This window comes from Streptomyces sp. 5K101 (assembly GCF_046506645.1).
Lineage (GTDB): Bacteria > Actinomycetota > Actinomycetes > Streptomycetales > Streptomycetaceae > Streptomyces.
Map to the genome: position 1 here is coordinate 170,533 of NZ_JBKFFO010000003.1, position 15,448 is coordinate 185,980.

Annotated in this window: 12 protein-coding genes and 1 pseudogene; 9 read left to right on the top strand and 4 right to left on the bottom strand. The window is 72.2% G+C overall.

All coding sequences use genetic code 11. The features are described from left to right. Positions 1–441: 441 nt before the first annotated feature. The 3 genes from ACLB9X_RS06545 to zapE all read right to left on the bottom strand — a co-directional run bounded on the left by ACLB9X_RS06545 (position 442) and on the right by zapE (position 3,489). Positions 442–1,800 carry an alkaline phosphatase PhoX gene (locus tag ACLB9X_RS06545; protein WP_410359281.1) on the bottom strand — a complete coding sequence of 453 codons (1,359 nt, stop codon included), beginning with the start codon at positions 1,798–1,800 and terminating at the stop codon, positions 442–444. 108 nt (positions 1,801–1,908) lie between these two features. Beyond that, positions 1,909–2,337 carry an OsmC family protein gene (locus tag ACLB9X_RS06550; protein WP_410359282.1) on the bottom strand — a complete coding sequence of 143 codons (429 nt, stop codon included), beginning with the start codon at positions 2,335–2,337 and terminating at the stop codon, positions 1,909–1,911. Between the two features lie 36 nt (positions 2,338–2,373). Then, positions 2,374–3,489, bottom strand: a complete 1,116-nt coding sequence (zapE, locus tag ACLB9X_RS06555; RefSeq protein WP_410359283.1) for a cell division protein ZapE — start codon at positions 3,487–3,489, stop codon at positions 2,374–2,376. Here zapE and ACLB9X_RS06560 point away from each other — a divergent pair. The 4 genes from ACLB9X_RS06560 to msrB all read left to right on the top strand — a co-directional run bounded on the left by ACLB9X_RS06560 (position 3,488) and on the right by msrB (position 6,888). Then, on the top strand, positions 3,488–4,270 hold the full coding sequence (locus ACLB9X_RS06560) for a pyrimidine reductase family protein (protein ID WP_410359284.1): 783 nt from the start codon (positions 3,488–3,490) through the stop codon (positions 4,268–4,270). The genes zapE and ACLB9X_RS06560 overlap by 2 nt on opposite strands. A 234-nt stretch (positions 4,271–4,504) precedes the next feature. Next, a complete protein-coding gene (locus ACLB9X_RS06565) occupies positions 4,505–4,975 on the top strand; it encodes an indole-3-glycerol phosphate synthase (protein ID WP_410359285.1) in 471 nt (156 codons plus the stop codon). A gap of 84 nt (positions 4,976–5,059) precedes the next feature. Then, positions 5,060–6,469 carry a UDP-N-acetylmuramate--L-alanine ligase gene (gene murC / locus ACLB9X_RS06570; protein ID WP_410359286.1) on the top strand — a complete coding sequence of 470 codons (1,410 nt, stop codon included), beginning with the start codon at positions 5,060–5,062 and terminating at the stop codon, positions 6,467–6,469. 11 nt (positions 6,470–6,480) lie between these two features. Beyond that, positions 6,481–6,888, top strand: a complete 408-nt coding sequence (msrB, locus tag ACLB9X_RS06575; RefSeq protein ID WP_410359287.1) for a peptide-methionine (R)-S-oxide reductase MsrB — start codon at positions 6,481–6,483, stop codon at positions 6,886–6,888. Between the two features lie 90 nt (positions 6,889–6,978). Here msrB and ACLB9X_RS06580 read toward each other — a convergent pair whose 3' ends face one another. Then, positions 6,979–7,581, bottom strand: a complete 603-nt coding sequence (locus ACLB9X_RS06580) for an LmbU family transcriptional regulator (RefSeq protein ID WP_410359288.1) — start codon at positions 7,579–7,581, stop codon at positions 6,979–6,981. A 617-nt stretch (positions 7,582–8,198) separates the two neighbouring features. On the opposite strand from ACLB9X_RS06580, the gene ACLB9X_RS06585 reads away from it, so the two are divergent. From ACLB9X_RS06585 to ACLB9X_RS06605, 5 genes and pseudogenes are all read left to right on the top strand, one after another. Then, complete coding sequence (locus tag ACLB9X_RS06585) at positions 8,199–8,993, top strand: response regulator transcription factor (RefSeq protein ID WP_410359289.1); 795 nt, start codon at positions 8,199–8,201, stop codon at positions 8,991–8,993. Positions 8,994–9,615: 622 nt separating this feature from the next. After that, positions 9,616–10,377, top strand: a pseudogene (locus tag ACLB9X_RS06590) (thioesterase II family protein); the annotation flags it as partial. Between the two features lies 1 nt (position 10,378). Then, positions 10,379–11,203 (top strand): mycofactocin-coupled SDR family oxidoreductase, encoded by an 825-nt coding sequence (locus ACLB9X_RS06595; RefSeq protein ID WP_410359290.1) that lies wholly within the window; start codon positions 10,379–10,381, stop codon positions 11,201–11,203. A 165-nt stretch (positions 11,204–11,368) separates the two neighbouring features. After that, on the top strand, positions 11,369–14,170 hold the full coding sequence (locus ACLB9X_RS06600) for a non-ribosomal peptide synthetase (protein ID WP_410359291.1): 2,802 nt from the start codon (positions 11,369–11,371) through the stop codon (positions 14,168–14,170). After that, positions 14,167–15,423 carry an ATP-grasp domain-containing protein gene (locus ACLB9X_RS06605; RefSeq protein WP_410359292.1) on the top strand — a complete coding sequence of 419 codons (1,257 nt, stop codon included), beginning with the start codon at positions 14,167–14,169 and terminating at the stop codon, positions 15,421–15,423. Before ACLB9X_RS06600 ends, ACLB9X_RS06605 begins: the two co-directional genes overlap by 4 nt. Positions 15,424–15,448 lie beyond the last annotated feature (25 nt).

Consider the following 15,448-nt stretch of genomic DNA (forward strand, 5'->3'; position numbering starts at 1 on the left):
GCGCTGCGCCTGTGGGGTGCGGCCGACGCGCCTGTGTTGCGGAACGCCCCGCGGCGGGAACGCCCCCAGGGCCGGTGCACGCCGACGGCGAAGGTGACGCCCTGGGGCGGGAACACCCCGGGGCGGTCGACGTGCCCGTGTTGCGGGAACGGCCCCGCCGGCGACCGGCGCCCGCGACGGCGAGGGTGACGCCCCCGGGCGGGAACGCCCCCCGAGGGCGGTCGAGTGCCCGTGTTGTGGGAACGGCCCCCGTCCGGGACCGGCGCCGCGACGGCGAGGGTGACGCCCCCGGGCGGGAACGCCCCCCAAGGGCGGCCGACGTGCCCGTGTTGTGGGAACGGCCCCCGTCCGGGACCGGCGCCCGCCACGGCCAGCGTGACGCCCCGGGACGGGAACGCCCCCGGGGCGGACGCCGCGCCCGCGGGCGCCGGGGCGGGGCGGTCAGCGCCAGGGGCCCGTGACCGCGAACGTCGTGCCGGGCGTGTAGCAGTTCACGTACATCGTCTCGCCGTCCGGCGAGAACGTGACGCCCGCGAACTCACCCCACTCCGGCTCCTCCGGCGTGCCGATGTTCTGCGCGTTCCGTGCCGTCGGATACACCTCGCCGCGCCTGGTGACCCCGTACACGTGCTGCGTGCCGCCGCCGTCCTCGCACACCATCAGGCCGCCGCTCGGCGCGAGGCAGATGTTGTCCGGGGACTCGCCCGGCAGCTGGACGTCCGTGTCCGGGCCGAAGACGATCACCAGGGTGAGGCGCCGCCGCCCCGGCTCGTACCGCCACACCTGTCCGAAGTGGTCCGCCGCCGACCCCTCCGCACTGCGCGCGTAGCTGGACACGAAGTAGACCGACCTGCCGCCCCAGTAGCACCCCTCCAGCTTCTGGGCGTGCGTGATGCCCCGGGGGCCGAAGTCCTGGTGCCTGATCGGCGTCTGCTTCGCCTGACTGTCGGGTACGGGCACCCACTCGATCCCGTCGAAGCGTGCCCCGGTCTCCTGGATCTCCGACAGGTCGGGCACGCCCGGCACCCGCATGGCCTGGAGCTCACCGCCCGCCCGCAGCGAACCGGTGCCGCCCATCGGCTTGTTGGGCAGGAATCGGTAGAACAGCCCGAAGGGGCGCTCGAAGGCGTCCTCCGTCTCGTACACGATCCCGCTCGACGGGTCGACGGCGATCGCCTCGTGCTGGAAGCGGCCCATCGCGGTGAGCGGCACCGCACCCGTGCGCCGAGGGTCGGCGCCGTCGACCTCGAAGATGAAGCCGTGGTCCTTGGTGTACCCGTTGGTGCCGGCCTTGTCCTCGGTCTCCTCGCAGGTGAGCCAGGTCCCCCAGGGGGTGGGTCCGCCCGCGCAGTTGACGGCGGTGCCGGCGATGGCGACCTGCTGCGACAGGACGTTGTTGCGGCTGTCGAGCTCCAGAACCGTACAGCCTCCCTTGCCCATCGGGTCGTAGGTCAGGCCGCTGACGGTCGGCACGGGGATCCGGGCGCTGCGCCGGTTCTCGTGGTTGCGGACGAGGTGGACGCGGCCGCGGCGGCCGGCGAACGCGGCCATGCCGTCGTGGTTGCTCGGCACCCGGCCCTGCCCGTGGCTCAGCGGGTCGCCCTCCCGTGACAGGACCTTGTAGTGGAAGCCTCTCGGCAGATCGAGCAGACCGTTCGGGTCGGGCACGAGCGGGCCGTACCCGCGGGTGCCGCGGGCGGCGGCTGTGCCCGCGAAGAGTTCGGAGAACGCACCGGTGAACGCGATACCCGCGCCGACCGCACCGGCACCGGCCAGAACTTGACGTCGTGAAGCGGTCATGAGGCAGCAACTCTCTGTTGGCGGACAGGAGATGTGACCCGCATGTGTGTATCACGCAGACGGTCGTTGCGTAACCATGCGGGCCACTGTGCCTTGTGGTGCTCCTGCTCAGCCCAGCTCGGCGGTCAGCGTGATCTTCGTGCCCGTCAGGGCCTGGCTGACCGGGCAGTTGGTCTTCGCGTCCTCGGCCGCCTTGACGAAGCCCGCCTCGTCCAGGCCCGGGACCGTGCCCACGACGGTGATGTGGATGCCGGTGATGCCCTCGCCCGGCTGGAAGGTCACGTCGGCCTTCGTCTCCAGACGGGCCGGCGGGGTGCCCGCGCCCGCGAGACCGTGCGAGAGGGCCATCGAGAAGCAGCTGGAGTGGGCGGCCGCGATCAGCTCCTCGGGGCTCGTCCGGCCGCTGGCAGGCGCCTCGGCACGGGCGGCCCAGGTGACCGGGTACTCGCCGATGCCGGAGGAGTCGAGGCTGACGACGCCCTTGCCGTCGAGCAGACTGCCTTCCCAGACGGTGTGGGCCTGACGCGTGGTGGCCATGGTGGTTCCCTTCAGATCGGGTTTTACCGCCCCAACCTACTGCGCCACCAAGGCCTTCGCGTCCCGTGCCAGTGCGGTGAGCCGGGAGATCGCCCGGAAGTACTTCTTCCGGTAGCCCCCGTTCAGCATCTCGTCACTGAACAGCCTGTCGAACGGCAGGCCCGAGGCGAGCACCGGGACCTCCCGGTCGTACAGCCGGTCGGCGAGGACGACGAGCCGCAGCGCGGTCGACTGGTCGGGCACCGGCTGGACGTCGGTGAGGCACACCGCCCGCACGCCTTCGGTCAGCGCGCCGTAGCGGCTCGGGTGGACCCTGGCCAGGTGCTCCAGCAGTTGCGGGAAGTCGTCGAGCGAGGCGCCCTCGGTCGCGTACGCGGCCTTGGTGACCTGCTCGTCGGAGTACGGGGGAGGGGCCTCGGGCAGGCCGCGGTGACGGTAGTCCTCGCCGTCGATCCGCAGCGGGCGGAAGTGCGCGGACAGGCCCTGGATCTCGCGCAGGAAGTCGGCGGCGGCGAACCGGCCCTCGCCGAGCTTGCCGGGCAGGGTGTTCGAGGTGGCGGCGAGCGCGACGCCCGCGTCGACCAGCTTGCCGAGCAGGGTGGAGACGAGGACGGTGTCGCCCGGGTCGTCGAGCTCGAATTCGTCGATGCACAGCAGCCGGTGCCCGCTGAGCGTCCGGACGGTCTGCTGGAAGCCGAGCGCGCCGACCAGGTTCGTGAGCTCGACGAACGTGCCGAACGCCTTGAGCGCGGGCTCCGCGGGAGTGGCGTGCCAGAGCGAGGCGAGGAGGTGGGTCTTGCCGACGCCGTAGCCGCCGTCGAGGTAGACGCCCCGGGGTGCGGTGGGCGCCGTGTTCTTGGGTGCCCTGGAGAACCAGCGCCGCTTGCCGCCGCCCGCGGCGTGCGCACCGCCGAGACCCGACGCGAAGTCGCTCAGCACCTTGACGGCCTCGACCTGGCTCGGCTGCTGGGGATCGGGGACGTACGTGTCGAAGCGCACGGCGTCGAAGCGCGGCGGCGGCACCATCTCGGCGACCAGGCGGTCGGCGGGGACGTGCGGCTCACGGGCACAGAGCGACAGGGGCGCGGCTTCGGTTATCGGGCTGGTCGGCACAGTACCCAACTGTAAGGGGCATGTAAGACTGCACAGCATGCGACGCCTGTTCCCTGTGACCGACCAGACACCGCCCGCCGACGTCCGGGAAGACCGGGAGTGGTCGCTCGACGAGTTGGCCGAGGCCTACGCGTACCCCGCGAGCGAGGAACGGGAGGGTGCCTGGCTGCGGGCGAACATGGTCTCCTCGCTCGACGGCGCGGCTCAGCACGATGGCCGCTCGCAGCCCATCTCCTCCGACGCGGACATGCGGATCTTCGGCACCCTGCGGGGTCTCGCCGACGCCGTGGTCGTCGGCGCGGAGACCGTGCGGCTCGAGGGCTACCGGCCCGCCCGTGCCCGGGCGGCCTTCGCCGACCGCAGGGCCGCCGCCGGTCAGGGGCCCGCGCCCGCGATCGTCGTGGTCAGCGCCTCGCTCGGCCTGGACTTCTCGCTGCCGCTGTTCACGGAGCCCCTGGTGCCCACGCTCGTCCTGACGGGCGCCGCCGCCGCTCCGGACCGGATCAGGGAGGCGGAGAAGGCGGGGGTGGAGGTCGTCGTCGCGGGTGACGGGCCGGGTATCGAGCCCGCGAGGGCCGTACGGGCACTCGCGGAGCGCGGCCTGGTGCGGCTGCTGACCGAGGGCGGACCGCGGATGCTGGGCCAGTTCGCGGCGGCCGGGGTGCTGGACGAGCTGTGCCTGACCGTGTCGCCGACGATGACGGTGGGCGACGCCCAACGCATCGCCGGCGGCCCGCAGCTCCCCGACCCGTCCCGCTTCACCCTGACGTCGGTCCTGGAGGAGGCGGGCTTCCTCTTCACCCGCTACCGGAAGGCGTAGGGGCCGGGCCCCGCCCGGCCCCGACGGGGCGGGTGTGAGGCCGGCCCGGGGCGGGCAGCCGGAGCCTGGGGCGGACAGGCGCGGCGCGGGCGGCCGAACACGCGCCCCTGGCGCGCCCCCGCCGAGGGCAATCACGGAATTTACCGTTCCGCTTAGCTTCGGAAGGGCACAATTATCTCGCAGACCCCGTGCCGCCACGGGGGAAGGATGGTTTCCGCAGAAGGGCTCCTGAACGTGTTCACAAGCGTACTCATGATCGAGAAGCCCCTGACCTCCGAGGACGTGGAGTTCGTCACCACCCTGCACGGGGACGAGGCCGTCTCTTTCATCCTGCTGATGCAGCCGCGCGGTGACCAGGCCGACGTGCTGCTGCGCGCCATCGACGACGTCGCGCTCGGAGAGCTGAAGGAGGCCGTCCGGGAGGGCGAGGAGCCGGCGGGCGAGGCGGCCAAGGCCCCGGCCCAGCGCGGCCTCGAACACTCCCTGACCGCCCTGCGCGCCGCGGGCTGCGAGGCCGTGGGCCAGGTCGTCGAGGACCACCCGCTGGACAAGCTGAAGGCCGTCGTCGACGAGGCCGGCGCGGACGAGGTGATCGTGCTGACCGAGCCGCACTACGTGGAGGAGTTCTTCCACCGCGACTGGGCCTCCCGTGCCCGCCACAAGGTCGGTGTGCCGGTGCTCAAGCTCTTCGCGCACAGCAAGTAGCACGGCACGCAGCGGACCAGGGGCCCGCCCGCAGGCAATAGGGTGGGCCCCTGCACGTGTACGCACACCCCGGGAGACAGACACATGGCACCCGCCGTTCCCAGCGCCATGGAGCGCCCGCACTTCATCGGCATCGGCGGAGCAGGCATGTCGGGGATCGCGAAGATCCTCGCCCAGCGCGGCGCGAAGGTCGCGGGCAGCGACGCCAAGGAGTCCGCGACCGCCGAGTCGCTGCGGGCCCTGGGCGCGACCGTGCACATCGGCCACGCCGCCGAGCACCTGGCGTCCGACGCCAGCTGCGTCGTCGTCTCCAGCGCCATCCGCGCCGACAACCCGGAGCTCGCCCGGGCCGCCGAGCTGTCCGTCCCGGTCGTGCACCGCTCCGACGCGCTCGCGTCCCTGATGACCGGCCTGCGCTCGATCGCCGTCGCGGGCACGCACGGCAAGACCACGACCACGTCCATGCTGGCCGTGGCCCTGACCGAGCTGGGCCTGGACCCCTCGTACGCGATCGGCGGCGACCTCGCGGGCCCGGGCACCAACGCCCGGCACGGCGAGGGCCAGATCTTCGTCGCCGAGGCCGACGAGAGCGACCGCAGCTTCCAGAAGTACGACCCCGAGGTCGCGATCGTCCTCAACGTCGAACTCGACCACCACGCCAACTACGCCTCGATGGACGAGATCTACGAGTCCTTCGAGACGTTCGTCGGCAAGGTCGTCCCGGGCGGCACCCTGGTCGTCGCCGCGGACCAGCCCGGCGCCGTCGAGCTGACCGCCCGCGTCCGCGACCTGTCCTCGCTGAAGGTCGTCACCTACGGGGAGTCCGAGGACGCGGACGTCCGCATCCACAAGGTCACCCCGCGCGGTCTGACCAGCGAGGTCACCGTCCTGCTGGACGGCCGCCTCCTCACCTTCACCGTCTCCGTCCCCGGCCGCCACTACGCGCACAACGCGGTGGCCGCGCTCGCCGCCGGCGTCGCCCTCGGCATCCCGGCGCACAACCTGGCCTCCGCCCTCGGCAAGTACACCGGCGTCAAGCGCCGCCTCCAGCTCAAGGGCGAGGCCGCGGGCGTCCAGGTCATCGACTCCTACGCCCACCACCCGACGGAGATGACCGCCGACCTGGAGGCCATGCGCGGCGCCGCCGCGGACTCGCGCCTGCTCGTCGTCTTCCAGCCCCACCTGTTCTCCCGGACCCAGGAACTGGGCACGGAGATGGGGCAGGCCCTCGCGCTGGCCGACGCCTCGGTGGTCCTCGACATCTACCCGGCCCGCGAGGACCCGATCCCCGGCATCACCAGCGAGCTGATCATCGACGCCGCGCGCAGCGCGGGCGCCGAGGTCACGGCCGTCCACGACAAGGCGGCCGTCCCGGACGTGATCGCGGGAATGGCCAAGCCCGGCGATCTCGTTCTCACGATGGGCGCGGGTGACGTGACGGACCTCGGTCCGCACATCCTGGAGAAACTGCGTCCGGCCCGCCTGTCGAGCTGAGGGAGCGGTTGATGTCGTACGAGGTCGAGAAGCCGGACGAGCAGTGGCGGGCGGAGCTGAGCCCCGCGGAGTACACGGTCCTGCGCCAGGCCGGGACCGAGCCCGCATTCGTCGGTGAGTACACGGACACGAAGACGGCCGGCATCTACTCCTGCCGCGCGTGCGGGGCGGAGCTGTTCCGCTCGGACACGAAGTTCGAGTCCCACTGCGGCTGGCCCTCCTTCTACGACCCGAAGGACACGGACGCGGTCGAGCTGATCGAGGACCGCTCCCACGGCATGGTCCGCACCGAGGTCCGCTGCGCACGCTGCGGCTCGCACCTGGGCCACGTCTTCGAGGGCGAGGGCTACCCGACGCCGACGGACCAGCGGTACTGCATCAACTCGATCTCGCTGCGCCTGGAGCCGGACGCGTCCTGAGGCGCCGGGTGTCCGCCGCCGCCCCCGCCGTGCCGGAGGGCGGTGGACGGCCTTCCCGCGGCGACGGCAGGTGAGCCCCGCCGCCGCGGGTCACAGTTGCCTCTGCGCGGCCCGGTCGAGAGTGATGATGATCCACTCGGCCAGGTCCCGGCCGTCGCGTTCGGCCGCGTCCGCCCACACGCTCTCGCGCTCGGGGGTGGTGCGCAGCTGGAGGCGGACCTCGTCGCGCTTCGGCTCGTCGGCGGTGCCGGAGACCGCTTGCCGCAGGTGCTGGCGGAGGGCGTTCCTGGACCAGCCCTCCTGCGCGGCGCGTTCCAGCCACACCCTGCGCTCCGCGGGCTCCAGAGACGCGACCTCGGCGTGGTGCTGGAAGCTGAGCTGCGGGTGCCGTTCGGGCGCGGGGAACCGCCGGGCGATCCAGGCGTAGTTCCGCAGGGTCTTGTAGTCGAGGCCGGTCTCCTCCATGGCCTGGCGATACCGTCCGGGGTATTTGTCCTGGCCGAAGACGAGCCAGTCGCCGTGCCACCAGGATGAGGAGTCGGATATCAGGAAGAGCTTCCTGCCGAACCGTTTCCATTCCGTCAGGGAGAAGTTCGACGGCAGAGAGAGGCCCGTGCGCCGTGTGAGGGCCGCTCTGTCCAGGGAACGCGCGGACCCGTCGCGAACGGAGGGCGTGCTGAGGGAGTTCTCCATGCTGGTCACTTCTCGTCAAGGGGTGGGGGGTGTGAACGCAACGTCGACGAAGGCGCGCTGCTCCGGTCCGCGGGCACACGCCGGTCCGACGCCGGCGCTGTCCGCCGCGCCCCGGGGAGGAGGTGAGGTGTGGCCTCCGCACCCCAGTGGCGCGAATGAGTCACCGACTCGATCGAGGACGGCCGATGGCCATGCCCTGTTCTGCGCCACAACCGGCCGACGTGCGAAGGCTCATGAAGCTGCCCCGTTCCCCTGGGCGGGAGCAAATGCTCTGGTCAGGAGGGAGTTTGGCATCGGGTTCAGGGTGTGGTCCAGAACCTTCAACTGGCATAAATCAGCCTGGCAGCAGGGTGCCAGCTCCTGGGCGGCGCGCAGGGCGGGCGGCATGGAGTGGTCGCAGTTCTTACGGTCGGACGGCGGCCCCGCGAAGGAACTTGCCGTGACGGCGGCGACAATCTTGATAAGCTGCGCCAGCTTGTTCGGGGGCGATGATGGTGCGAGGCAAGGCGAATGACGTACGGCAGGCCGAAGGGGGCGCTTCGCAACTCGGGCGCCGACCGCGCGAGTCGGGCCCCGACGCGGCGGCCGAGGCGTCACCGGCCGGTCTGAGCGTGCCCATGGCGCTGGGTCAGGAAGCCGCGATGCGCCGGATGATCGAGCAGACCGCCATGGTGCTGCGCGACATGGCCGAGGGGTTCGACAACCTCGGCGACTCCGTCGGCCGCCACTCGGCCCTGCCCGAGGCGGGGCATTCGCCCCGGATGTCCGCGTACACCGTGGAGTTCCTGACCGATCCGGTGGAGATCGCGGCGGCGCTGCTGGACGCCGCGGCCGTCGCCACGAACCTGATCATCAGCATGCACCCGGGCCCGGTCGCGAAGCGCGCGGAGCTCGACGAGGAACTGGAACGCACACGCCACGCACTCTCGCGGGGCGTGGCCGTGCGGAGCATCTACGCGGAATCCTTTCTCAAGTCCCCTGTCGGCGCCAAGCACCTGCGCGCCCTGGCGGAGTCCGGCGTGGACATCCGGCTCCTCGGGTCGGTGCCCTTCCAGCTGATCGTGAGCGACACCCTGACCATGTTCTCGGGGGCGGGGCAGGAGGACGCCCGCTCGCTGGCGGTCCTGCGTCCCGCGTTCGTGGCCAGGGCGGCGCAGCAGGCCCTGGAGCACTGGTGGACCACCGCCACTCCACTGGACGATCTCGCCCGGCATGTGAACGACAGCCCCACCCCTCAGGAACAGGCGATTCTGCGGCTGATGTCGGCCGGTGTACGCGACGAGGCAATCGCGAGGGAAATCGGCGTCTCCATCCGCACGTTCCGCCGGAATCTCGCGAACCTTTTGAACAGGCTCGGCGCCGAGAACCGGTTCCAGGCGGGCGTCAAGGCGTCCGCAAAGGGCTGGTTGTAGCGCCGACGGGCATGGGTGCCCGGTGCTCGGAACGCTTTCACGACGTGCCGTCTGGTGGACGGCCGGCATGTCCGGTCCCTGTGTCGGATGGCGGCAAGCCTGCGGACGGGAAAGTCCTTTGTCAAGGCTGTCTCCGGAACGGTCGGGGAAGTCGCCGGAATTCCGTGCGGGAAATGCGTATCGCGCCTGGACGGCGGGCCGTGGTGTCCCGCCGGCGGGACACCACGGCCCGCCGGCACGGGCCCGTCGACAGCCTTCGGCAGCGGGTGTCGCGGGCCCTCGGGGGCCTGTGGCGGCGAAGTGTTGGCCTGCGGAAGGCTTTCCTCCCGTGCGTCATTGAGATATAGGGCCGGCATTTCCTCGTGCACCAGAATCGCACTCGACAACCGTTACGCCCTGTTGCATGATCCTTCCGTCGAGCGGCACGGGGGGCTGGCGCGATATCGCCGCTGTCTTCCTCTGTGTGAACGCATGAACGCGGGAACGCGTAAAAGCGTGAAGTGAAGCGGAATTTGACGCTCTGTTGAATTCCGTCCTGTGCGGTTCGGCTGCCTGCCCTGCCAAGTCTTCAGTGCCGCCGGCGATTTCCGTCGGCAGGCCGGCGCACGATTCCTCGTGACGGGCCGACCCGTCCTCGTCGAACTTCCTTCACGGAGCCATGAGCCCCATGTCCCATGCCTTGCCCCTCTTGTGCCTGCCCTTTGCCGGAGCCGGTGCCAGCTTCTACATGCCCTGGCGGTCCCTCGGCGTCGAGGGCCTCGACGTCCGGCCCGTCCAACTGCCCGGCCGGGAGCGCCTGGTCGACCAGGCGCCGTACACCGACGTGCAGGCCGCGGCCGACGGACTGCTGCCCTCCGCCCTCGAGGCCGCGGGGGAGGGACCGGTGCTCGTGTTCGGTCACAGCCTCGGCGCGATCCTCGCGTACGAGCTGGCGCACCGGATCGCCGACCACGGCGCGAACGAGGTGGTCCACCTGTTCGTGAGCGGTTCACAGGGGCCGTGGAACGGTCGGACGGAGCGGGCGACCGGACTGGACGACGACGCGTTCCTCGCACGGGTCCAGGAGTTCGCGGGCTACCGTCACCCGGCCTTCGACATCCCGGAGATGCGCGAACTGCTGCTCCCCACGCTCAGGGCGGACGTGGAGATGCACGAGGCCTACGTCCCCACCTCCGACCGCAGGCTCGCCGCCCCCATCACCTCGGTCCGCGGCGTCGACGACCACCTGGTCTCGGCCGAGGCGGCCGACCGCTGGCGCGACGCCACCAGCGAGACGTTCACCGCCGTGGACGTCCCGGGCGGCCACATGTACCTCGACACGGATGCCGCGTCCCTGCTCGAGTTGATCGCCTCGCGGGTCCGGTCCGGACGGACGGGGAACTGACGTGAGACTTTCCCGCAAGACCGTCCTCGTGACCGGCGCGGCCCGCGGTCTCGGCCGTGCCTGCGCCCTGCGGTTCGCCGAGGAAGGCGCCGACCTTGCGCTGCTCGACGTGGCCGCCGACATCGCCGACGTGCCGTACCCGCTCGGCACGGCCGGCCAACTGGAGGCCACCGCACGGCTGTGCCGTGAACGCGGCGCCTCCGTGCTCGCCGCCCGGGCCGACGTGCGCGACCAGAAGGACATCGACACCGCCGTGGCCGCCGCCCTCGACCGGTTCGGCCGCATCGACGTGCTGGTCAACAACGCCGGAATCGCGGCGCCTTCCGGCAAGGCCAGCCACGAGATCACCGAGGACGAGTGGCGCGTCATGCTGGACGTCGACCTGTCCGGCGCCTGGCGCATGATCAAGGCCGTGGCGCCCTCCATGGCCCGGCAGCGCTCCGGCAGCATCGTGAACATCTCGTCCACCGCCGGGCTCGTGGGGTACCGCTACTTCGCCGGCTACGTGGCCGCCAAGCACGGCCTGATCGGACTGACCAAGGCAGCGGCGCTCGACTACGCGGCGCTGCAGATCCGCGTCAACGCCCTGTGCCCGGGACAGGTGCGCGAGGAGCCCGTACTCGAAGGCCGGATGCTCTCGGAGGTCGCCCGCTCCCTCGGCATGGCGCCGGAGGACCAGGAGACCGCGTTCCTGGAGTCCCAGCCGCTGAACGCCCTGGTCGACCCCGAGGACGTCTCCTCGGCCGCCCTGTGGCTCGCTAGTGACGACGCCCGCCAGGTGACCGGCAGCGTCGTCACCGTCGACGGCGGATTCAGTACGCGATGAGGGCCCCGCACCGCACGGCCGTGCCCTCGGCCGGCACCAGCCAGGAGAACAGCATGTCAACCCGGATCAGCCCGCCCACTCCGTCCGCACCCATGGGAAGCGCTGCCGGCTTCTTCGCAGGCGCGCTCTTCGACTCCCGGCCGGCGCGCGCGTGTCACAGCCCTTGTGCGCCGACTGCCCGAGGGGCTCACGGCCGAGCGGGTCGCCGAGCGGCTGGCCGCCGCGCAGGCGTCGGGCGCCCTGCCCACGGACCTCCGGCTGTGGGTCGAGGACGTGATCACCGCGGCCGACGCCCCTGCCTCTCAGGCGCTGCTCGCCCGCGAACGCTCCCGCGCGCTCGGCCACGGCACGTGGCTGCGTACGGTCCTGCTGGCCTACGCCGAGGGCGGGGCGGACCTGGTCCTCGTGGCCCACCGCCGCGCCGTGGACAGCGCCGGGCTCGACCTCGTCGGCGACATCCTGTCCGGCACCGACGACGGCACGGCCCGGCTCGCCGGCCCCGGCGACCTGCCCCGGCACACCGCCGCGGACGCCGAGCCGCCGGCCTGGGGCCTCGGGAACGCCCGCCGCGCCGGGGCCACGGGCGTGGTGCCGATCGGTCCCGTGGAGATCGCTCCGGAACCGGCGACCCCCGTTCTGCTCGCCGCCACCGCCGTGGTCCTTGCCCGCTACGGGGACCAGGGGCAGCCGATCGGTCTGCTCACCGCCGACCGCACGGGCGGTGACCGGTTCGGCACGGTGACGGTGCCCGTCGACGACGGCACACCGGTCGCCGACCTGGTCCTCCACGCCGAGCGCGCCATGGCCTCGGCAGCGCCCGCCGGCGCCGACCGTCCGGTCCCGGCGGTGGGCGTCCTGGAGCGCTCTCGCCAGGACGACGCGTACCTGCCCTTCCTGGAGCTGCCGTTCCCGGTGACGTTCGTCTGGGAGCCGCGCCAGGACGGCACCTTCGCCGGCAGCCTCCACTACGACGAGTCGGCGGTGGACCCGGCGGTGGCCGCGCAACTGGCCCGGCACGTCGGCCGGCTGGTGGCACTGACCGGCTGCAAGCCGTCGGCCCAGAACCTGCCGAGCGCGGACGTCGAGCTGACCGACGCGGAGGAGAACGCGCGTCTGCTGGCCCTCGGACGCCCGCACCCGTCGCCCGCGCTCACGCCGACCACCGTGCACGCCGCCTTCGCGCGGATCGCCGCGGTCCGGCCCGACGCGACGGCGCTCTCGGACGCCGAACGGGAGCTGACATACGCACAGCTCGACGACGCGGCCACGCGGATGTCCGCCGGACTGAGCGAACGGGGCGTCGGCCCGGGATCCTTCGTGGGCGTCTGCCTCGACCGTGAGACCGACCTGGTGGTGACCCTCCTGGCGGTGCTCAGGACGGGGGCGGCGTACGTCCCGATGGACCCCCGCTACCCCGTCGAGCGACTGCGGTACACGACCGAGGACGCGGGACTCGCCCTCGTGGTCACCACCCTCGGCGACTTCCCCGTCGTGCAGGGCACCACCGTGGTCCATCCGCGCACGCTGGCCGGATCCTCCGCCGAGGCGCCCCGGCCCGCGGCCGACCCCGACGCGCCGGCCTACGTCATCTACACGTCCGGATCGACCGGCAGGCCGAAGGGCGTGGTCGTACCGCACCGCAACGTCGGTGCGCTGATCTCGGCGACGGCCGAGGACATGCGGCTGGGGCCGGACGACGTGTGGACGCTGTTCCACTCCAGCGCCTTCGACTTCTCCGTGTGGGAGATCTGGGGTTGCCTGCTCACCGGCGGCCACCTCGTCGTGGTCCCGTACTGGGTGTCCCGTTCCCCCGAGGAGTTCCACGCGCTGCTCGTCCGGCGCGGCGTCACCGTGCTCAGCCAGACGCCCTCCGCCTTCGCCTCGCTGCGGGACGTGCATCTGGACCAGCAGAAGGCGCTCGCTCTGCGGCTGGTGGTCTTCGGCGGCGAGCCGCTGGACGTGCGGGCCCTGGAGCTGTGGTTCCGGCGCGTACCGCACGACCGGTGCCGGCTGGTGAACATGTTCGGCATCACCGAGACCACCGTGCACGTCACCACCCAGACGGTCACGCCGGTCGAGGTGGCCGCCGGCTCGTGCTCGGTGGGAACGGCGCTGCCCGGCTGGTCCCTCTCCGTGCGCGACACGCGGGGCCGTATCCAGCCCATCGGCGTCCCCGGCGAGATCTACGTGGGCGGCGCCGGTGTCGCAGACCGGTACCTGAACCGTCCGGAGCTCACCGCCGAGCGCTTCGTCGACGATCCGCCGACCGGTGAACGGGTCTACCGGAGCGGCGACCTGGGCCGCCTGCGTCCTGATGGACGGCTCGACCACCTGGGCCGGATCGACGACCAGGTGAAGGTGCGGGGCTACCGCATCGAACTCGGCGAGATCAGGTCCGTCCTGCTCGACGATCCCGCGGTCTCCGCGGTGGCCGTCGTGCTGAGCAAGGGCGACGGCGACGCGGCCGATGTACGCCTGGACGCCTACGTGGTGCTGCGGCCCTCCGGATCGGTGACCGAGGTCCGGCGCAGGCTGCGCGGTGTCCTCCCGGAGCACATGGTCCCGGCCACCCTCACCGCGGTGCCCGAGATCCCGCTCACCGTGAACGGCAAGACGGACACGGACAGGCTGCCGAAGCCGGAGCTGCCGTCCGCCGCGGACACCGACACCGACGCCGGCACCGCGCCGGCGGCCGACGTGGCCGTGGCCGAGGAGCAGGAGAGTCTCACCGACCTGATCCTCCGCGCCTGGCGGGCGACGCTCGGCCCCGAGGTGGGGCCGGACGACGACTTCTTCGAGCTGGGCGGCAACTCGCTGCTCGCGGTGCGTCTCTCCGCGGCGCTGCGCCGGGAGGGCCTGCCGCCCGTGCCCCTGCGCGATCTGTATCTGCATCCGACGGCGGCGCGTCTCGTGGAGCACCTGACGGCGCAGCAGCCGGCCGCCGGTACACGGGCGGAGGGCTCGTGACCGGCCACGCACGGCGTACGCCCCGGGTCGCGGTCCTCTACGACCTCGGCTCCGCCACACCGAACGACATCCTGGCCGGCGCCCACCGGCTCTGCGAGATCGTCTTCGTCGCGGACTTCGACCGGCCCGGGGCGGCCGCCGCCCGTGCGGCGATGCTCGACCTCGCCGAGGTCGTCGACGTGACCGGGCTGGACGCGCAGGAGCGGCTGAGGCTCCTCGCGGACGCCGCCGTCGACGGCGTCGTGACCTTCAGCGAGTACCGGCTCGCGGAGACCGCGTGGCTGGCGCAGGGTCTCGGACTGCCGTACCACGACGTCGAACTGATCCCGGCGCTGGTGGACAAGCTGGTGCAGCGCCGGATCCTGGCCGAGGCCGGGGTCCAGGCCACGCGCTGCGCGGTGATCGGTGACGATCCGGCCGAGGCGCTCGAAAGGGTCGGCGTTCCGGCGGTGATCAAGCCGCGGATCGGAGCCGGGAGCCTGCACACCACCCGGGTGGACTCCGCCGAGGAGTTCCTCGCCACGGCGGCCGCCCGCCCGGCGGGCATGGAGTTCGTCGCCGAGGAACTGCTGGAGGGCGATCCCCGGGTGGCCGGCGAGTTCTGGGGCGACTACGTCTCGGTGGAGTCGGTCCACACGCCGGCCGCTTCCCGGCAGGTCTGCATCACGGGGAAGTTCGCCCTCGCCGAGCCCTTCCGGGAGACGGGGATGCTGCTGCCGGCCACGCTGCCGCCGGAGGCGACCGCCGAGGTGCTGACCCTGGAGGCCGCCGCCGTGCGGGCCCTGGACATCGCCCACGGCGTCACCCACACCGAGATCAAGCTGACCTCCGACGGCCCCCGCATCATCGAGGTCAACGGCCGCCTGGGCGGATACGTCCCGGAGATCCTCCGGCGGGCCACCGGGATCAACCTGGTGCGCGTGGCGCTGGAGGTCGCCCTCGGCCGGGAGCCCCGCATCCCGGCCCCGCGCCACCGGGGCGTCACCTACCAGTACTTCCTCACGCCGCCGGCCGTGGCGGGCACGCTCACCTCGGTCAGCGGGGTGGCCGAGCTCGCCGGGCTGCCCGGTGTGCGGAACGTCGAGACACACGCCGAACCGGGGCGGCTCGTGGACTGGCGCGAGGGCACCCAGAGCCACCTGGGCGTGGTCTACGGCTCCGCCCCGGACCACGACGCCCTGCGGACGGTCGCGGAGTCGATCAACGCCACGTTCCGCCCCGCCTTCGCGTCGTCGGTCGGCGCGGGCGCATGAGGCACGAGCGCACGAAGAGATGGAA